General features: G+C 62.0%; 15 protein-coding genes. 6 read left to right on the top strand and 9 right to left on the bottom strand.

All coding sequences use genetic code 11. From position 1 onward, the window contains the following. The first annotated feature begins 9 nt into the window (after positions 1-9). Genes AC07NR_RS10570 through AC07NR_RS10560 form a run of 3 tightly spaced genes read left to right on the top strand, consistent with a single transcriptional unit; the run spans position 10 to position 2,784 of the window. A complete protein-coding gene (locus AC07NR_RS10570) occupies positions 10-885 on the top strand; it encodes a metal ABC transporter substrate-binding protein (protein WP_102620634.1) in 876 nt (291 codons plus the stop codon). Then, positions 882-1,442, top strand: coding sequence for a gamma carbonic anhydrase family protein (locus AC07NR_RS10565; RefSeq protein WP_096817088.1), 561 nt, complete (start codon positions 882-884; stop codon positions 1,440-1,442). The genes AC07NR_RS10570 and AC07NR_RS10565 overlap by 4 nt, the downstream gene beginning before the upstream one ends. Before the next feature lie 4 nt (positions 1,443-1,446). Beyond that, positions 1,447-2,784, top strand: a complete 1,338-nt coding sequence (locus tag AC07NR_RS10560; RefSeq protein ID WP_248740347.1) for a dihydroorotase — start codon at positions 1,447-1,449, stop codon at positions 2,782-2,784. A gap of 40 nt (positions 2,785-2,824) precedes the next feature. On the opposite strand, the gene AC07NR_RS10555 is transcribed toward AC07NR_RS10560, so the two are convergent. Beyond that, positions 2,825-3,343, bottom strand: a complete 519-nt coding sequence (locus tag AC07NR_RS10555) for a DUF3617 domain-containing protein (protein ID WP_085708773.1) — start codon at positions 3,341-3,343, stop codon at positions 2,825-2,827. 146 nt (positions 3,344-3,489) lie between these two features. On the opposite strand from AC07NR_RS10555, the gene cls reads away from it, so the two are divergent. Continuing rightward, on the top strand, positions 3,490-4,929 hold the full coding sequence (gene cls, locus AC07NR_RS10550; RefSeq protein WP_248740346.1) for a cardiolipin synthase: 1,440 nt from the start codon (positions 3,490-3,492) through the stop codon (positions 4,927-4,929). Between the two features lies 1 nt (position 4,930). On the opposite strand, the gene cfaB is transcribed toward cls, so the two are convergent. From cfaB to hflK (AC07NR_RS10525), 5 genes are all read right to left on the bottom strand, one after another. Next, positions 4,931-6,118, bottom strand: a complete 1,188-nt coding sequence (gene cfaB, locus AC07NR_RS10545; protein WP_085708771.1) for a C17 cyclopropane fatty acid synthase CfaB — start codon at positions 6,116-6,118, stop codon at positions 4,931-4,933. 177 nt (positions 6,119-6,295) lie between these two features. Next, positions 6,296-8,203: a heavy metal translocating P-type ATPase gene (locus tag AC07NR_RS10540; protein ID WP_248740345.1), complete on the bottom strand. Its 1,908-nt coding sequence runs from the start codon at positions 8,201-8,203 to the stop codon at positions 6,296-6,298. Further along, a complete protein-coding gene (hflK, locus tag AC07NR_RS10535; protein WP_248740344.1) occupies positions 8,200-9,258 on the bottom strand; it encodes a protease modulator HflK in 1,059 nt (352 codons plus the stop codon). Before hflK (AC07NR_RS10535) ends, AC07NR_RS10540 begins: the two co-directional genes overlap by 4 nt. Beyond that, a complete protein-coding gene (hflC, locus tag AC07NR_RS10530; protein ID WP_248740343.1) occupies positions 9,255-10,298 on the bottom strand; it encodes a protease modulator HflC in 1,044 nt (347 codons plus the stop codon). Before hflC ends, hflK (AC07NR_RS10535) begins: the two co-directional genes overlap by 4 nt. Continuing rightward, positions 10,295-12,253 (bottom strand): protease modulator HflK, encoded by a 1,959-nt coding sequence (hflK, locus tag AC07NR_RS10525; protein WP_248740342.1) that lies wholly within the window; start codon positions 12,251-12,253, stop codon positions 10,295-10,297. Before hflK (AC07NR_RS10525) ends, hflC begins: the two co-directional genes overlap by 4 nt. A 194-nt stretch (positions 12,254-12,447) precedes the next feature. Here hflK (AC07NR_RS10525) and lpdA point away from each other — a divergent pair, with 194 nt between their 5' ends. Further along, positions 12,448-13,848 (top strand): dihydrolipoyl dehydrogenase, encoded by a 1,401-nt coding sequence (gene lpdA / locus AC07NR_RS10520; RefSeq protein ID WP_495078529.1) that lies wholly within the window; start codon positions 12,448-12,450, stop codon positions 13,846-13,848. A 37-nt stretch (positions 13,849-13,885) separates the two neighbouring features. On the opposite strand, the gene AC07NR_RS10515 is transcribed toward lpdA, so the two are convergent. After that, on the bottom strand, positions 13,886-14,359 hold the full coding sequence (locus AC07NR_RS10515; protein WP_495078528.1) for an Lrp/AsnC family transcriptional regulator: 474 nt from the start codon (positions 14,357-14,359) through the stop codon (positions 13,886-13,888). 144 nt (positions 14,360-14,503) lie between these two features. Between AC07NR_RS10515 and AC07NR_RS10510 the strand changes: the two genes are divergently transcribed. Further along, the gene (locus AC07NR_RS10510; RefSeq protein ID WP_495078527.1) at positions 14,504-15,133 is read left to right on the top strand and encodes a LysE family translocator; all 630 of its coding nucleotides are present in this window, start codon (positions 14,504-14,506) and stop codon (positions 15,131-15,133) included. Here AC07NR_RS10510 and AC07NR_RS10505 read toward each other — a convergent pair. Next, positions 15,130-17,265 carry a hypothetical protein gene (locus AC07NR_RS10505; protein WP_423204586.1) on the bottom strand — a complete coding sequence of 712 codons (2,136 nt, stop codon included), beginning with the start codon at positions 17,263-17,265 and terminating at the stop codon, positions 15,130-15,132. The two genes, AC07NR_RS10510 and AC07NR_RS10505, sit on opposite strands and share 4 nt — an antisense overlap. Then, positions 17,252-18,448, bottom strand: a complete 1,197-nt coding sequence (locus AC07NR_RS10500; protein WP_423204587.1) for a DUF3142 domain-containing protein — start codon at positions 18,446-18,448, stop codon at positions 17,252-17,254. The genes AC07NR_RS10505 and AC07NR_RS10500 overlap by 14 nt, the downstream gene beginning before the upstream one ends. Positions 18,449-18,527 lie beyond the last annotated feature (79 nt).

Raw genomic sequence — 18,527 nt, 5'->3', positions numbered from 1 at the left:
TGTTTCCCGATGCGCGCTCTACTTGTGTTGTTCAGCCTGATGCTGTCGATGTCATTGTCGGCGGCGGAGAAACTGCCGGTGGTCACCAGTTTCAGCATCCTTGCCGACATGGTGCATCAGGTCGGCGGCGAGCATATCCAGATCACCAACATGGTCGGCCCGGACGCCGACGCCCACACCTACGAACCGACGCCGGACGATGCCAAGGCACTTCTGAAAGCCAAACTGATCGTCAAGAACGGACTGGGTTTCGAGCCATGGCTGGACCGACTGGTGACCAGCACCGATACCAAAGCCACCGTCATCAGCGCCAGCCACGGCGTGATCCCCCGCTCTCTGGATGAAGACGGCGAGACCGTTCCCGACCCTCACGCCTGGCACAACCTGGCGAACACCGAGTTGTATGTCGCCAACATCACCAAGGCACTGATTGCCGCCGACCCGGCGAACAAAGCCGACTACGAACGCAACAGCAAGGCCTATCTGAAACAGATCTACGCCCTCCTCGCCGAAGCCAAGGCCAAGCTCGGTTCCCTGCCACCGGGCAATCGCAAGATCGTTACCAGCCACGACGCCTTTGGTTACCTGGGGCAAGCCTACGGAATCGACTTCATGGCACCGCAAGGTCTGTCCACCGAACGCGAACCTTCCGCTGCCGAAGTCGCCGCGCTGATCACCCAGATCCGTCAGGCCAAGGTCAAAGCGGTGTTCATGGAAAACATCAAGGACGCACGCCTGCTTAAACAGATCGCCGATGAAAGCGGTGCGCACATTGGCGGCACGCTGTACTCCGATGCCCTCGCTGCTTCGGGTCCGGCCAGCACGTTCACCGGCCTGTTCGAATACAACCTCAACACCCTCTACGACGCCCTGAGCCAACCATGATCCGCAAAAATCCTTCCGGCGATCTGCCGCAAATTGCCGAGTCTGCCTACGTCGACAAAACCGCGATCATCTGCGGCAAAGTGGTGATCGGCGAAAACGTGTTTGTCGGTCCCTACGCGGTCATTCGCGCCGATGAAGTGGACGCCTCGGGCGAGATGGAGCCGATCACCATCGGTGCCAACTCGAACATCCAGGACGGCGTGGTGATCCACTCCAAGTCCGGCGCAGCGGTGACCATCGGCGAGTTCAGTTCCATCGCCCACCGTTCGATCGTGCATGGCCCCTGCAAAGTCGGCGACCGGGTGTTCATCGGCTTCAACAGCGTGCTGTTCAACTGCGTAGTGGGCAACGGTTGCGTGGTGCGGCACAACTCGGTGGTCGATGGCCGGGATCTGCCGGATGCGTTTTATGTGCCCTCCACCACCCGCATCGGTCCGAACACCGATCTGTCGCAATTCCCGCCGGTGAGCGTCAGCGCCTCGGAGTTTTCCGAAGACGTGGCGCGCACTAACGTCGATCTGGTGCGCGGCTACAAAGCCCTGCAGAACGAGTTCTGATCCCATGAACAGTGTGCTGATTCGCAATGCGCGCCTGGTTGATGACGGGCATGAGTTCTACGCCGATCTGCTGGTCAGCCACGGTCGCATCGTCAAGATCGGCCGCAGCATTGAAGGTGAAAGCGCCACGCTGGAAATCGACGCCAACGGCCAATGGCTGCTGCCGGGGATGATCGACGACCAGGTGCATTTCCGTGAACCGGGCTCGCCAACCAAAGGCAGCATCTACACCGAATCCCGCGCGGCGGTGGCCGGTGGCATCACCAGTTTCATGGACATGCCCAACACCAATCCAGCCACCCTCACCCTCGACGCGTTGGCCGACAAGAAGCGTCGGGCGGCGATCAATTCGGTGGCCAACTACGGCTTCCACTTCGGCGTCAGTAACGACAACCTGGACACCGTCGCGGCACTCAACCCGAGTGAGGTGGCCGGGGTCAAAGTGTTCATGGGCGCGTCGACCGGCAACATGCTGGTGGATGATCCTCGGACACTGGAGCGCTTGTTCGCCGAGGTGCCGACGATCCTGCTGGCCCATTGCGAACACACACCGAGCATCGAAGCCAACACCGCCAGGTTGCGCGAGCAGTTCGGCGAGCATCTGCCGCCCGATGCTCATGCATTGATCCGCAATGCCGAGGCCTGCTATCGCTCCTCTTCGCTGGCGGTAGATCTCGCCAAACGCCATGGCACTCGTCTACACGTGCTGCACCTGACCACGGCCCGGGAGCTGGAGCTGTTCGAGGACAAACCGCTGGCGCACAAACGCATCACGGCGGAAGTCTGCCTGCATCACCTGCTGTTCGATGATCGCGACTATCCGGACTTCGGCAACCAGATCAAATGCAACCCGGCGATCAAAAGCCAGGCTGATCGCGATGCCCTGCGTCTGGCCTTGTTGAGCAATCGACTGGATGTGATCGGCAGCGACCACGCCCCGCATACCTGGGCGGAGAAACAGCTGTCGTATGCCCAGGCACCGTCCGGTCTGCCGCTGGTACAACATGCGTTGCCGGCGTTGCTGGAACTGGTAGCGGATGGCGTGCTGCCGATCACCACGCTCGTGGCGAAGACCAGTCACCGGGTGGCAGACCTGTTTGCCATTCCGGATCGCGGTTATCTGAGGGAAGGTTATTGGGCGGATCTGGTATTGATTCAACCGGAGCCCGAGGGTGTCGCGGTATCACGCCAACCGATCCTGTCGCAGTGCGGATGGACGCCGTTTGCCCGTCGAAGCTTTCGCCATCGGGTGAGTACGACACTGGTGTCGGGACAGGTTGCGTGGCACAACAATCGGCTGCATGACGGGTGTCAGGGATTGCCGTTGCGCTTCATGCGCTAGAAAAAAACCGCCCCACAATGTTCTGGGGCGGTTTCGATTTTCAGGCTCTTGGTTTGACGGTGCCGCAATCCTGACCCAGCCACACGGCGCGGGTTTCCAGACTGCCCTTCTGGTTGATGCCGATGGCATTGAACGTACCGTTGGCGATGGTTGTGAATTCACGATCGCTGACGAACGTGGCCACACCGGTGCCCGAGGCTCGCGGGCAGCTGAAACGAAATTTCCACTGGTTGCCGTTGCGCTCGGTGATCTGCTGTTTGCAGCCCGACTGCGGGTCTGCCAGCGGGATATCGTTGGTCGCCACTTGCTGCGGTGTCAGGCAGGCACGAATGCCCTTGCCGCCAATGTTGATACCCTGCTTCTCCAGTTCCGCCCGCTGTTGCGGGGTGATCTGGCCCTGAATCTGGCCGAGGATCGATTGCACGTCCATGGCCTGATCATCGACCTTCACATTGCTCGATGTCATTTCCCACAACCCCGGCTGCAGCATTTGCGCCTGAGCCACCAACGGCAAGGCCAACCCCAGACCCAGCGCCAAACCCAGCAGACGAACGTTCATTGCAAAACTCCTGATCAGTAGTGGCCGTTAGACGCCGGCCGCTTGTTTCGGTTCATGGCCTGCTTTCATGGCTAAAAAGAAAATAGCGACAAGCGCAAAGGAACATGGTCTGTTAAGCATTGAATCTTCAGGAGCAAGGTTGCCCCATGGATTATTTTGGACCGCACATCTTCGGTTATCTGATCGCGCTGATACATAGCCTGGGCACAATTGCCGCCATCCATGCGGTGCTGACCGTCCGCACGGCGCAAGGCGCGATCGCCTGGGCGCTGTCGCTGATCTTCATTCCCTATCTCACCCTCATTCCCTATCTGGTGTTCGGTCGCAGCACCTTCGACGGTTACATCAAGGCCCGACGCCAGGCCAACGAACAAATGCGTCAGGCCGTTTCCGAACTGAACTGGCGCCCCTGGGTAGAAGAAGCCCTGACCGCTCGCGCCTCGAATGCCTACGATTCACTACGGGCAATGCCGAAGCTGGGACGCATGCCGTGCCTGGCGAACAACGAAGTGAAATTGCTGATCAACGGAACCGCCACATTCGAAGCGATTTTCCACGCAATCGACCAGGCACGGGAAGCCGTGCTGATTCAGTTTTTCATCATTCACGACGATCGCCTCGGCCAGCGCCTGCGCGAACTGCTGCTGAAGAAAGCCGCCGAAGGTGTCGCGATACATCTGCTGTACGACCGCATCGGCAGCCACGCCCTGCCCCACAGCTACGTACAGGCACTTCGCGATGGCGGGGTCGAGGTAAAGGCGTTCGCCACCCGCAGCGGCTGGCTCAATCGCTTCCAGGTGAATTTCCGCAACCACCGCAAGATTGTGGTGGTCGACGGGTTGATCGGTTTTGTTGGCGGGCACAACGTCGGCGACGAATACATGGGCGAAAAACCACCCCTGGCGCCATGGCGCGACACCCACGTGCAGGTGCGCGGGCCTGTGGTTGCGTGCATGCAGGAATCATTTGCCGAAGACTGGTTCTGGGCCGCCCGTACGCTGCCTCCGCTGATCCTGCCGGAGGTTTACCCGGAAGACGGCGTGCTCTGCCAACTGCTGGCCAGCGGTCCAGCGGATGCCTACGAGACCTGCTCACTATTCTTTGTCGAAGCCATCCATGCCGCCACCGAACGCGTATGGATCACCAGCCCCTACTTCATCCCCGACGAAGCGGTGTTCGCTGCGTTGCGCCTCGCGGTTCTGCGCGGTGTCGATGTGCGATTGCTGCTACCGTCGCGCCCCGATCACCGCATCGTTTACGCCGCATCGAGCCTTTACGCATTCGAAGCGGTGCGCGCCGGGGTGCGGGTATTCCGCTACGAACCGGGTTTCCTGCATCAGAAAGTGGTGTTGGTCGACAGCGAAATCAGCGCCATCGGCAGCGCCAATCTGGACAACCGTTCGTTCCGGCTGAATTTCGAAGTAATGTTGCTGACGGTCGACAGTGAATTCGCCGGCCACGTGGAACAGATGCTCAACGACGACTTCGACCAGGCCTACGAAATCGCCAAGGAAGAAGGCCGGGAGATCCACCGCCTGCAACAACTTGGCATGCGGATCGCCCGGCTGATTTCACCGATTCTCTAGCTCAAGGGTTGTAGATGTCGTCACGGGTCCACGGCAGTTCGTGGCTGCCATCGGCGTGGGCCTTCACCGCGAGAATCTGGTGCAGATTGATCCAGCCCCGGGCAAACGCGTAGGCGCAACCGGCCAGGTACAGACGCCAGATACGCAGGGCCTGATCCGGCACCAGTTTGCCGGCCGCTTCGAGGTTGTCCTCCAACCGTTCGCTCCAGTGGTCCAGCGTGCGCGCATAGTGCAGACGCAGGCTCTCGACATCGACGATCTCCAGACCGGCCTCGCTGATCTCGGCCGAGATCATCGCCAGGTGCGGCAGCTCGCCGTTCGGGAACACGTATTTTTCGATGAAGTCGCCGGCACCGCGTCCCACCGGACGGCCATCGGTGTGCTTGGCGGTGATGCCGTGGTTCATCACCAGACCGCCCTCTTTCACCGCGCCGAACAGGGTCTTGCAGTACTCGGCCAGGTTGGCGTGGCCAACGTGCTCGAACATCCCGACACTCACCACTTTGTCGAACCGACCGTCCTGCGGCAGATCACGGTAGTCGAGCAGTTGCAGTTCGACCTGGTCTTCCAGGCCTTCGGCCTTGACCCGCTCACGAGCCAGCGCCAGTTGTTCCTTGCTCAAGGTGATACCGAATACCTTTGCACCGAACTCACGGGCAGCGTAACGCGCCAGACCTCCCCAGCCGCAACCGACATCCAGCAGGTAATCGCCGGGCTGCAGACGCAGCTTGCGACACAGATGCCGGAACTTGGCCTGCTGGGCCTGCTCAAGGGTTTCGCTGCCGGTTTCGAAATAGGCGCAGGAATACGCCATGTCGCTGTCCAGCCACAGCTGGTAGAACGCGTTGGACAGGTCGTAGTGATAGGAAATGGCTTTGGCGTCGGTTTCCTTGTCGTGCACGGTTCGCACCGGCTGACTGTCTTCATCTTCATCGAGCAGCGCCGTGCTCAATTCGTCGCAAACCCGGATGACCTCGCTGATCGAGCCCTCGAGTTCGAGTTTGCCCTCGACGAACGCCGCCCCCAGCGCGTCGAGACTTGGATGGGTCAACTGGGACACCATCAACGGGTCCTTGACCACGATGGTGACGCTGGGCGTCGGGCCCAGATTGAATTCATGGCCGTCCCAAAGTCGCAGGCGAAGCGGAAGCTGCAGATTCTGTAAGGCCGGTGGAAGTTGCGCGAGCATGGAATATCCCCCTGGTTTCAGACGTCTGATCTGAGGGTAGACCATCCTTGAAAATTAGCAGGCTATCGATTCGATAGTCGCCACCTATCAGCCATATCGGCCGTAATGGCACCGATCTCCCTGCTTCAGTGCGCCTTCTCTGAAGACTTCAAGTCCGGCGCACAGTTCGAAAAATGATCAGTTCTGCTCGTTCAGCTTCAGCAACGGCTCCTGGAATCGCAACAAGCGACCGGCATTGCCCAACACCAACAATGTGCTGAGGTTGTGCAGGAGCGCAGCAATCATCGCCCCGGCCGCGCCAAGCCAGCCGAATGCGGCGAACACCACGATGGCCAGCGTCCAGCCCAGACCGATGATCACGTTCACTTGCAGCGTGCGCCGGCACTGACGGCTGAGGCGCACACAGGTGCCGAGGCGGCGCAGGTCGCTGCCGATCAGCACGATATCGGCGGACGCCAGCGCAATGTCCGCTCCGCCCGCCCCCATCGCAACCCCAACCACACCCGCCTTGAGTGCCAGCGAATCGTTGATGCCGTCGCCGACCACCATCGGCCGGAAACCGTTGTCGATTTCCTTCAACACTCGATTGAGTTTGTCTTCGGGCAACGCCTGGGCTTCGACTTCCTGCAGACCGACATCCCGCGCGAGTGTTTGCGCCACACTCTGACGGTCGCCGGTCAGCAACAGTTGCCGACCAAGGCCCAACTCGCGCAGTTCGCTCAACGCGAATTTCGCTTCCGGTTTGACGCTGTCGGCCAGCAACAGCCAGGCGAGGAATTCACCGTTCAAGGCCAGGCCGGCAATCGGGCCGTCGTGTTCGGGAATCGTTGTGGTCGGGATCCCCAGCTGCGCAAACAGCTCCGGGCGACCCAGCGCGGCTTCGCCCTGCTCGGTTCTGGCCACCACACCCAGCCCCTGGCGTTCGTGAATGTCGGTCAGCACCAGCACGTTGTCCGCGTGAACCAGTCCGGCCAGTGCACGACTGACCGGGTGACTGCTGGCAGCACCGAGACTGGCAGCCAGCGCCATCACTGAATCGTGATCCGCCTGCGCGCTGTTGATCGACTGCAAACGCAATGTGCCGTAAGTGAGGGTCCCGGTCTTGTCCACCACCAGGGACGTGAGATCAGCCAACTCTTCAAGGAACGCCGAACTGCGGATCAGAATCCCGTGCCGCGCCGCAACCGCCACACCGGCAATCGCCGTGGCCGGTGCCGACAGCACCAGCGCACAAGGACAGGCAGCAACCAGCACCGCCAACATCGCCTGCGCATCGTTGGTGACAAACCAGGTTACCGCCGCGAGCAGCAACACCAGCACCATGTAGCTGCCGGCATAACGCTCCAGCAGCCGGGTGATCGGTGGTTTGGAACGCTCGGCGTTCTGCATCAGAGCGATGACCTTGCCCAGGGTCGATTCATCGCCGGTGCGAGTCACCTCGATACGCAGCAGGCCATCGAGGTTGATCGCCCCGCCGAACACGGTCATTCCGACGCCCGCCTCAACCGGTACCGACTCACCGGTGATCGACGCCGTGTCGAGACTGGCCTGGCCAGACAACACGCAACCATCCGCCGGCACCCGATCGCCGGCGCGGACTTCAACAGTGTCACCAGCCTTGAGCGTGCCGTTATCGACTTCGATGACTGTGCCGTCCGCCTGGATTTTCCGCGCATGGCTGCGAGTGAGCTGGCCCAGCGCGTGAATCGCTTCCTGCGAGCCGATCACGCTGCGTTCCTCCAGCACATGGCCGAAGATCATGATGATCGGCAACAGTGCGGCGGTCAGCAGATCGCCAGTGGCCCAGGCGCCGAGCATCGCCAATGCGATCAACTGGTCGGTAATGCCGTGCAGGCTCGGATAACGCAGGCTGAACCACGCCGAACGCATCACCGGCACCGCGACCAATAAAGAAGCAAAACCGAGCAGCAACTGACTGACCCCGGTTTGTTCCGGCATCAACCAGCGCCAGATCAGACCGAGCCCGAGCAGGCCGAGGGCGAGCATCGCCAGGGTCAATTGGCGCGCAGCGCGACGTTGCTCGGCCGAGGACAACAGGCTCGGTGCGGCAGTAGTGGCAGTCATTTACTGGCTCCCTGAATGATCAGGCGGGAATCGTCTTTCGGATCGACCGTGGTGACCGATCCGGCCTGGCCGAGAATCTTCGGTATCCGTTCGCGGTAGAGGCGCAGCAGCATTTGCGGGTCGGTGCCCTGCTGTCGGGCCTGAGCCAGACTCAGAACGGTGGCGGTATCGGCGGAGGCTTTCGCCAGGCGCTCACCGGCTTGGGCGTGGGCCACCTGCAACGTACGGTCGGCCAGTTCGTTGGCAGTCTGGGTGATTTTTTCAGCGTCGGTGCGGGCATTGGCCACGGTTTTGTCAGCCTGTTGGCTGGCCGTCAGTACAGCGTTGAACGCACCGACGGCCGGCTCTGGCAGACTCGATTGCACATCGACCCGCGCCACTTCGATACCGACGCCCTGCCCGTTCGCCTTCAATTCAGCCAAGCGACGATTGATGCCTTGCACCAGATCACCGCGCAAGCGTTCGCGTCGTTCAGCGGCTTGATTGTCGGCGCCGATCAGTTCCGGTCGCGCCACCAGAATGGTGTCCAGATCCCGCGCCGCTGTCAGGGCCACCGCACTGCGGGTCACCAGCCGATCCAGTGCCGGCAACACATGATCGCCTTGCAGCACAAAGTCATAAGGATCGGTGACCTTGTAGAACACCCGCACATCCAGCTGCACCACGCCGGCATCACCGGTGAGCAAATAGCCGGAACCGGCCAGTGCATCGCTGATTGGCGTGGCGAATGTCGCGACGCGATCTGCCTGTATTGCAGCGGGATTGCGCAGCAGGTTTTCCACGCGACGTTCAATGACCCGGTCTGCCGCCGGCAGCAGAACGACCTGTTCGAACGGCTGCGGCCAGGCCAACAACAACCCGGCATTCTGGATGCGATCCAGTGCGCCGAAATGCATGACCACCGCGCGATTCTGCGGATCGATCTGCCGCACATTGGAAAACGCCCAGGCCAGCGCCGCCAACACCGTCACCGCGTACAGGGCGAAAAATGCCAGACGCCCCGCCTGAATCCACGGACTGTTCAATGAATTTGTTCCACGTGGAACTTCACTCATGGCTGCGTTCCGCTCTTGCTGTCCATATTCGGCGGACCGTCCACCAGCACACGGAATGGTGCAGCGTCGGTGCGCAGGATCAACTTGGTGTCCGGCGTCACGATGGTGCCGAGGGTGTCCAGTGAGCGCAGCAGGTTATACAGCTGTGGCGATCCGGCATAAGCGCGGCCATAAATCTGCGCGGCTTCGACTCGCGACTGCGCTTCGATTTCCGCCGCTTTCACCGTCGCGTCAGCCTGCACAATTCGCGCATCACGCTCGGCGCCAGAACGAATCTGCGCCGCTTCACGCTTGCCGATGGCAGTGCGTTCGGTGGCGATGGTTTCACGCTCGGCGCGCATCCGGTCAACAGTTGCGGTGAGCGTCACCGACGGCAAGGTCAATCGCTCGATGCCCACTTGCACCACGCGCACACCGTAAGTGGCGAGCAATTGCTGATCGATCTGCTGACGCAACTGCGCTTCGAAATCGGCGATGTGCACCTGACTGGCATCGGTGTTCACCAGATTGGCCAGATCGAAACTGCTGGCGGTGGTCTCCAGTGCCGAGCCGACAAAGGTGCGAATCTGCCGCGCCGCTTCGTCCGGTTGGTTCTGCACCGCACGCATGAAACGCTGGACGTTGTCCGCGTCACCCTGCACCTGCCACGCGACATACGCCTGCACGATAATGCGCAAACCGTCGCGGGTGCCGACGTCCTGCAAACCACTCGATGAGGTGCGTAGGCGCAGATCCACCGGGATCGCCGCTTCGAACGGCGCCGGCCAGCGCCAGCTCAGTCCCGGATCCAGCAACACCCGGGACGGATTGCCGAAACGAGTGATGACCGTGGCTTCGCCGGAGCGCACCTGCACCAGACTTGCCGCGGCGATGGCAAACGCCACCAGCAACACGGCCCAGCCCATGCGGCGCCAAGGGAAAGGCCCCGCCTCTTCCGGCGCGCCATGATGATGGTGATGATGCCCGTGATGGTGGTGGCCGCCATGAGCATGGTCGTGACCGCTGTGGTCATGGTGATCGTGAGTATGCGACTGGCTCAATGGGTGGCTCCTGGTTGAACGGTGGTGCGCGCCGGCGACGGGTCAGCCGGCAGCGTGAACGTACGCAGGTCGATAGTCGGCGCGCTGTTGCTGCCGCCCAGACGATGGTCGAGCACCAACAGCTTGGCTTTACCCAGTCCCTGACTGAGCTGACTGAGGTATTGCTCCAGCACAAAGGCCTGGCCGGCGCTGGCGTAGGCTTTTTGCTCGGCGCTGAATTTCAGATCCGCCGCGCGGGCGGTCGAACTGGTTTCGTGGGCATTGGCGGTGGCTTGGTCGCGAGCGAGGCTGGCCTGCAACTGCGCCTGATTGCTCGCTTCAGCCGCCGCACCGCGTTCGCGAGAGATCAATGCCTGGGCGCCAATCTGCGCTGCCTGCACGCTGTGATAAGCATTGGCGGCACCGGCCGGGGGGTGAATCGCCTCCACCACAGTGGCGAGAATCTCTACACCGCTATCGAGTTTCTGCAGATCGCTTTGCACGGCTCGGCCGATCTCGTCAGCCAGCCCTACCCTGTCCTGCCCCAGCAAACCGTCGAGGGTGCGTGAGGCAAAATCGTGTACCAGAATCCGGCTCGCGGTGCTGCGGATCAGCGTCGGCACATCCGCGCTGTTGTAAGTCGCAGCCAACGCAGCCTGATCGCTGAGGCCGATGCGGTAGACGAAACGCACGTCCATGTTGACGATCTGGAAGCTCTGTTGCTCGCCACGGCTGCTGGCGATGACCTGGGATTTGTCGTTGACGTGGCTGGCATCCCACAGACGGTTGGCGGTAATCGGGGCCGGACCTTCTGCCGGATCCAGCTGAACCGGCGCCGGGTTCTCGCCGACGCTGGTCGCCAGTTCGTGCACCACGCCGTTCTCCACACTCAACACCCGGCCCAATGGCCATGGCAGACCGGCATGTAAACCGGGGCCGAACACCTGCACCGGTTTGCCGAAACGCTCGTAGATGCCACGGCTTTGCAGCGGGATTTCATGAATGCCGGTGAGCACCCAGCCAACTGCCGCCACCAGCACCAACACCGGCAGGAACGCACGGCGCATGTAGCTGAAGGCCCAGATCTGCCGCAGGTCGATACCGAAGCGGTTGTGCAATTCGTGCTGCAACGCGAGCAGCGGTTGTGGTGGCCAACGCAGCAGATCGGCGACGAAACTGCGGGCCAGTAGCACCGGTTCAAGTTGTTCGCGGCGCGGGCTGAACAACGACAGCACCGCACGCAGCAGCAACTCCGCCGCGACCAACCCCGGCAGGATGCCGATCAGCACCGCCAGTCGCACGGGCCAGACCGAATTCTCGCTGGCGAACAACAAGCACAACGCGCCCAGCACCAGGCTGATGATGGTCGCGCGCGTCAGTTGCGCCAGCGCACCGGCCTCGGGCCATTGCGCCGGGTTTTCCTGAGCCAGTTGCCGCTCCAGCACCAGCAGACCGAACGCCAGTAGCAGCGCAATCGCCGCGCAGACAGAAGCGGACAACCCCACGGCAGTCGGTTGCAGCGTGAGATTCCACACCTGCTCGATGCCAAGCAACGCCAGCAGCGCCAGACCGCCCAGCCATAATGTCGCTGCACCGATCTGCCCCAGTACATGCAGGCTGCGGCGGCTCAGCCGATCCAGCAGTCGCTCGTACCAGCCGTCCGGTCCGGGCGCTTCTTCCTCGACGGTAACCGGCACCACCGGGCTGATTACCCGCGCTCGCCAATCGGTCACCCACCACGCCGATTGCAACCCGGCGACCAACACCAGCAACGCTGCACTCAGATTGACCAACAGCGCCGGCCACAACGATTGCGACGCGAACAGGCCAACAAAAAACGCCAGCACCACACCGGCCACGGCCAACCCACCGAGACCGATGGCCAACCGGCGCAATCGGCGACCCTGGGCCGCCGCCTGCTGAAAGCGCGGCAAACCGGTCACTTGCGTGCCATCAACGTCCAGATCGACTTGCATATCCCCCCAAAACCCTTGGCTCTCTGCTTAACTCGTTACGATATAACGAAAGCAGTGAAATATTTGTACTCATTTGCGCCATTCAAAGTCGCTCAACCTGTCGCGTTCCTGAAGCCTTGACCGAAATGTCCGGAAACGCACATATTACGTACGTAATTTTTAGCGATCCGCATTCTTCAGCCAGGAGTAAGCGCATGAGCAACTATGACGTAGTGATTCTGGGCGGTGGGCCCGGCGGTTATAACGCAGCGATCCGCGCCGGCCAGTTGGGCCTCAAGGCCGCGTGCGTGGAAGGCCGCGCCACGCTGGGCGGCACCTGCCTCAACGTCGGTTGCATGCCGTCCAAGGCGTTGTTGCACGCGTCCGAACTGTACGATGCGGCAATGGGCGCGGAGTTTGCCAACCTCGGCATCGAGGTCAAACCGACGCTCAACCTCGCGCAAATGATGAAGCAGAAGGACGAAAGCGTCGCCGGCCTGACCAAAGGCATCGAATTTCTGTTCCGCAAGAACAAGGTCGACTGGATCAAGGGCTGGGGCCATATTGACGGTCCCGGAAAAGTCAGCGTGACCGGCTATCAGGGTAGCCGCATCGAACTCACCGCCACCGACATCATCATCGCCACCGGCTCCGAGCCCACTCCCCTGCCCGGCGTGGCGATCGACAACCAGCGCATTCTCGACTCCACCGGCGCGTTGTCCTTGAGCGAAGTGCCCAAGCATCTGGTGGTGATCGGTGCCGGCGTGATCGGCCTCGAACTCGGCTCGGTCTGGCGCCGGCTCGGCGCGCAGGTGACGGTGGTGGAATACCTCGACCGCATCTGCCCGGGCGTGGACGGCGAGGCCGGCAAGACCCTGCAGCGCTCGCTGACCAAACAGGGCATCAGCTTCAAACTGAGTTCAAAAGTCACCAGCGCCACGTCCTCGGCCAACGGCGTGCAACTGAGCATCGAACCGGCAGCCGGCGGCACCGCCGAACTGCTGGAAGCCGATTACGTGCTGGTCGCCATCGGTCGTCGCCCCTACACCCAAGGTCTGGGGCTGGAAAACGTCGGCCTCAGCACCGACAAACGCGGCATGCTTGCCAACAAACACCATCGCACCGAAGCACCGGGCGTCTGGGTGATCGGCGATGTCACGTCCGGACCGATGCTTGCGCACAAGGCTGAAGACGAAGCGATGGCCTGCATCGAGCAGATCGTGGGCAAGGCGGGCGAGGTCAACTACGACCTGATCCCGAACGTGATCTACACCCGACCGGAGCTGTCCAGCGTCGGCAAGACCGAAGAGCAGCTCAAGGCCGAAGGCCGGGCCTACAAGGTCGGCAAATTCCCGTTCACCGCCAACAGCCGGGCGAAGATCAATCACGAAACCGAAGGCTTTGCCAAAGTCCTCGCCGACGCGCACACCGACGAAGTCCTCGGCGTGCACCTGGTCGGCCCGAGCGTCAGTGAAATGATCGGTGAGTATTGCGTGGCCATGGAATTCAGCGCATCGGCCGAAGATATCGCCCTGACCTGCCACCCTCACCCGACCCGTTCCGAGGCCCTGCGTCAGGCCGCCATGAATGTCGAGGGCATGGCAACGCAAATGTAAGCACTTCGCGGATACTTCCCGCGTAATGCGGGAAGTATCAGGACGGTAGGTGCCCCAGGGGCAGCGCTCCTGGGGTCTTCACTGTGTGAATCGCGAAATTGCTGCGAATGTCGCTCACCCCCGGCAGTTTCAGCAGACAACCGGTTAAAAAACGGTCGTAGGCGCGCAGATCCGGCACCACCACTTGCAGCAGAAAGTCCGATTCCCCGGAGACCAGAAACGCCGAAACCACCTCCGGCAACGCTGTCACTGCGCGATGAAACGCCTCGGCCTGTTCATCGTTGTGCCGTTCCACCTTGACCCCGACGAACACCGTCAGCCCCAGCCCCACTTCATCGCGATCCAGATTCGCCTGATACCCGCGAATTACCCCGGCCTCCTCCAGCATGCGCACCCGACGCAGGCACGGCGACGCGGACAAACCGATTTCGTCCGCCAGTTGCACGTTGCTCAGGCGCCCGTCCCGTTGCAGCGCGGCGAGAATCTTGCGATCAAAAGCGTCGAGTTTCATGGTTGGCAGATCCTGATGGTGTAATCGCAAAAAGAAAGCAGGTTATGCCAATCTACGCGGTTATAGAAGCGAACTACGCAAGCACCTGCCCTGCCCCTCGGCCATAGACTGGTTGCACCGAATCGACAACGAAAGGGGTACGACATGGCGAGTCTCTGGCTGTTTTTCCTGGCTTTGGCGGTGGTCTATCTGCTGCCCGGCCCGGACATGATCCTGCTGCTGCAGACCGGTGCCCGCCAGGGTCGCGGCGCGGCACTTGCCACGGCAGTGGGTCTGGCGATTGCCCGAGGCTGTCATGTTGCGCTCGCGGCGTTGGGGCTGGCGGCGCTGTTCAAGGCTGCGCCGTGGACGTTCGATGCAGTGCGAATGGCCGGGGCAGCGTACTTGCTGTGGATCGGCATTCAATGCCTGCGCACCACGCTGCTGCCGGATCTGAACGCCGGCACCGTAACGGGCAGCCCTGGTCAGTGGCGCGCAGCGATTCGCCGTGGCCTGCTGACTAACCTGCTCAACCCGAAAGCCTTGTTGTTCTGCTCGGTGCTGCTGCCGCAGTTCATCGTGGCGGATGGCGCACCGGTGCTGACGCAGTTTGCGGCGCTCGGCGTGATGCTGGTGGCCGCAGGATTGCTGTTCGACAGCGCCTATGCCTTGCTCGGCACGGCGTTGGGCCGCTGGCTGAAACACAGCCCGACGGCCCAACGGGTACAGCAGTGGTTGTTCGGCAGCCTGTTAATCGGCTTTGCCGTGCGCCTGACGTTCGTGCAGCAGGCTTAGGCTTTGCGGGCCTTGCGCTGACGGCGGCTGATCAGCAACAACGCAACGGCCGTGAACGCGACAATCGCACCGATCACCGGCCACTTGTAAGGACGCAGTGTCGAGCGCACCGAATCGGTCACCTGGGTGACATAGCGCTTGTCGGCGTTTTCGAAGTCCGGATACGGGCACTGATGACCGAAATCCACGGCCCATGGAACGTAAGGCCCTTCATCGACATAGCGCTTGTACAACGCGCTTTGCTCTTCCAGGCTGCTGTTCCAGCCGGCGGCCGAACACAGCACGGCGGCAAACGCCTGGCTGGTATGCGGCAGGTTATCCGCCGCGCGACTGGCTAACGCCGTGGCGACGAAGCGGTAGTGATAGCGCTCATCCGGCTGCGCTTCGCTGGCTTTCTGCCGTTGTACTTCGGCTTCGCTCACCAGCGGCCCGACTTTCAGCTCAGCGGTTTCCAGGCTGTAGTTGCCGCCGAAGGTCGCGTAATCCGGGGCCATTTCGTAGCCCAGGATGTCCATGCCCCACTCGCGGGCCGTCCACGCGGCATTGAACAGCGCACTGGCACGCTTGGTCGGCCACCACGCCGAATCGGCTTTCATCCGTTGCTGGCCGTAGAGCCGGGCCTTGTGCTGCAGATCGGGATTGTCGAAATAGCCGACCGCTTCTTCGTAGTGCCCCTCACGCAACAAGCGGCGCCCCAGCAGATTGCGCAGGCTCGCAGCGACCGGCAGCGGCACGTAATTGTCGCGATCCTGCTGGCTCAGCGCGGGCGGCGCCGGAACCTTGGCATCGACATACTGTTTGAGCTCATCAAGCGTAAGGACCCGCTCGGCCACCGTCGCGGCGTCGAACCAGTAAATGCTCTGGCTGCGATACAACTGATCGAACGCTTGCAGATACTCGCCACGTTGCAGCGCCAGAATCGCGCTTTCACCTTCGACCCGGCATTTAGGCTGAAGGGATTCCAGATTCCAGTCGGCGGTACGCCGTTCGCCCCAGGACTCGTCCTGCGGGAAGGCTTGCGCGGCTTTGGCATAAGCCGCTGCAGCGGCGTTTTTATCGCCGTCGCGTACCGCCAGTTTCGCCCGCAGCCACCACGCCAGGCCGCTGTCGCCGGCGTGTTCGAGGAACGCCTTGGCGCTGGCGTAATCGCCCTGTTGATAATTCATGGCCGCCAGGCGATCCGCGTTATCGAGGCTGCCGCGGGTGCTCTCTTGCAGGGCCTTGATCAGTTTTTTCTGGTTCGGCGGCTCATCGCCGAACGACCAGCCGATCCGGCTGATCAGCGAGGCGGTGACCAATTGCTGCACCGCTTTGCCACGCAGCAACTTTTCCAGCCGATCTTCCGGTTCTTCGGCCAGATCGTTCATCAACAACTTCAACGAGGTGTAGCCGACGTTCGAACCGTGCAGGTTTTGCGTGGCATAGAGTTCGATGGCTTTGTCCCAACTGCCCGCCGTGCGCAGCGCTCGCGCCTCTTCTCCGAGGCTGGCCACGCCCAGCTCCAGCGGATCGCTGAAACCGTCAATGCTCAATTGCCGTGTCTGGCGGAAGGCTTCGATGGCGTTTTCCAGCGCCTCGAGCGCATCACCCGCTTCGCTGCTCATGGCGAAGAACGCCCGGCCCAGCGAATAAGCGGCCCAGGTGCTGCGCAACGCACGTTGATCGGCCGGCAGCGCCAGCAACTGGCGGAAGTACTCGACCGCCAGCTGATGATCGCCAGCGCCGAACGCCACGGCGCCCGCCACATACAGACGCAGTTCCGCCGGCAGGCTCGCGCCCTGTTCTTCGACCTGACGCGCATCGGTGAGGCTGCGCAGTTGTTTGACCAGCGCCTGCTGCTCCGCGCTCAGGCCAAGCTGCTCGGCCTTCTCGCGCAACTCAGCGGGCTCCTTCGGTTCGCCATAGATGTCGTCCGGGTTGTAGGTGACCGCCGTGACGTTCTTCAGCCCGGGAATGGCTTTGCCGAGGCGACTGATTTCGAACCTGAAGTTGCCCTCCGGCAGTTCCGCCAGCGATTGCCCGCGATCGTCGAGCAGACGCATCGGGAAATCCGGACCGCAGGCCAGCGCCGATCCCAGCGGCAGGCTGAGGCTCAGGCAAAGCAGATGGCGGGGCCAGTTACGGGTCAACATGCGAACCTCCTTGATCAATATTTGCGCAACGTGCCCAACCGATCGCACGCTGCCCGCCCGCCGGCAATCGGCCGTCGCGCAAGCGGGTGAAGGTAAGCAGATCCGCTGACTGTTGCAACGAATAACCGGCCAGCGCATCGGCGCCTTCGCAGCCACTGACTTTGACCTGCAAGCGCGCAGGCCAGGGGCTATCAAGGTTACCGGCGTTGCCGAGCGTGATGTCGTAGAGGCCGTCCTGCGCCTTGAAGCTCATGCCGAGTCTGCTGGACAGCGCATCGCCTCGGGCCACCGCACGCAAAGTGGTCAGGCTCCAGGCACGGCGGTCATTGGTCAGCGGCAGGCGGAACCAGATCAGCCCGGCCAGGTGCGCCGGTCTATCCTCGCGCAGCTCTGTGGCGAGTCGGCTCAGTTGCTGCGGGTCGGCCAGCAATTCACGGCGTTCCCCGCTTCGCTCCAGCGTCACCTCACTTTCCACCACCGGCGCACCACCACTGTCCGGCAACAGCGCCACACCGTAGGCCGGCAGGGCCAGGTAGAACGGTTTATCGCTGACCCTCCCCCAGCGCTTCGCCCAGTTGCGCGCCTGCTCAGGGTCGAACAGACCGCGTCGCGGATCGCTGACCGCATGTACCTGCAGCACGCTGCTGTCGACCGTCGCCAACAGCGCCGGCAATTGCGGGCTGTCGAGCCAGGCCGGCAGCGCAGTGATGCTCAAGGGAAGTGATTGCGGCAAAGCCGTACGCAGATGAGTCAGGAAGTCAGCGTAGGCCGGCAGTCGCGCGTTACCGGCATCGTGGTCGATCTCGACCCCGGACAGCGTGAGTCCCTGGCTCTGCCAGCCATCGATGACCTGGAGTATCTGCGCCGTAACCTGCTCCTGATCCAGCGCCTTGAGCTGGCCATCGAGGCGAATCACCGCAATCAGCGGCCGGCCATCGCTCTTCAGCAACGGCGGATCGATCCGTGCACGGCTCCAGCCTGCTTGTGGGAAAGCCTGCAACGCCAGTACCCGAAGGGTCGAGAAATCCGCGCGGCTGCCCTTGAGCGCCGCCTCATGAGCCGGCGTCCACTGGCGTTGCCAGACGTACAGTTGTTGATCGAGAGGTACTGCGTCCTGACGCTCGCAGGCAGAAAGCAACAGGGCTGCCGCAAGCATTGCTGACAGCCCGAAGAGAAACCGCATGACATGCAAATCCATGGCAACACAAGGCTGCAAGGTTACACAAAACCGGCGGGAGCGCGGCCGCTCCCGGAAAAATGCG

This window comes from Pseudomonas sp. GW821-FHT09C09, assembly GCF_059418105.1.
Note: the sequence above shows the minus strand (reverse complement) of the source record. Positions and strands in the feature narration are given on the sequence as shown.

Coding starts and splice junctions, on each gene's coding strand:
- AC07NR_RS10570 (WP_102620634.1), top strand. CDS start 10: ATGCGCGCTCTACTTGTGTTGTTCAGCCTGATGCTGTCGATGTCATTG.
- AC07NR_RS10565 (WP_096817088.1), top strand. CDS start 882: ATGATCCGCAAAAATCCTTCCGGCGATCTGCCGCAAATTGCCGAGTCT.
- AC07NR_RS10560 (WP_248740347.1), top strand. CDS start 1,447: ATGAACAGTGTGCTGATTCGCAATGCGCGCCTGGTTGATGACGGGCAT.
- AC07NR_RS10555 (WP_085708773.1), bottom strand. CDS start 3,343: ATGAACGTTCGTCTGCTGGGTTTGGCGCTGGGTCTGGGGTTGGCCTTG.
- cls (WP_248740346.1), top strand. CDS start 3,490: ATGGATTATTTTGGACCGCACATCTTCGGTTATCTGATCGCGCTGATA.
- cfaB (WP_085708771.1), bottom strand. CDS start 6,118: ATGCTCGCGCAACTTCCACCGGCCTTACAGAATCTGCAGCTTCCGCTT.
- AC07NR_RS10540 (WP_248740345.1), bottom strand. CDS start 8,203: ATGACTGCCACTACTGCCGCACCGAGCCTGTTGTCCTCGGCCGAGCAA.
- hflK (WP_248740344.1), bottom strand. CDS start 9,258: ATGAGTGAAGTTCCACGTGGAACAAATTCATTGAACAGTCCGTGGATT.
- hflK (WP_248740342.1), bottom strand. CDS start 12,253: ATGCAAGTCGATCTGGACGTTGATGGCACGCAAGTGACCGGTTTGCCG.
- lpdA (WP_495078529.1), top strand. CDS start 12,448: ATGAGCAACTATGACGTAGTGATTCTGGGCGGTGGGCCCGGCGGTTAT.
- AC07NR_RS10515 (WP_495078528.1), bottom strand. CDS start 14,359: ATGAAACTCGACGCTTTTGATCGCAAGATTCTCGCCGCGCTGCAACGG.
- AC07NR_RS10510 (WP_495078527.1), top strand. CDS start 14,504: ATGGCGAGTCTCTGGCTGTTTTTCCTGGCTTTGGCGGTGGTCTATCTG.
- AC07NR_RS10505 (WP_423204586.1), bottom strand. CDS start 17,265: ATGTTGACCCGTAACTGGCCCCGCCATCTGCTTTGCCTGAGCCTCAGC.
- AC07NR_RS10500 (WP_423204587.1), bottom strand. CDS start 18,448: ATGCGGTTTCTCTTCGGGCTGTCAGCAATGCTTGCGGCAGCCCTGTTG.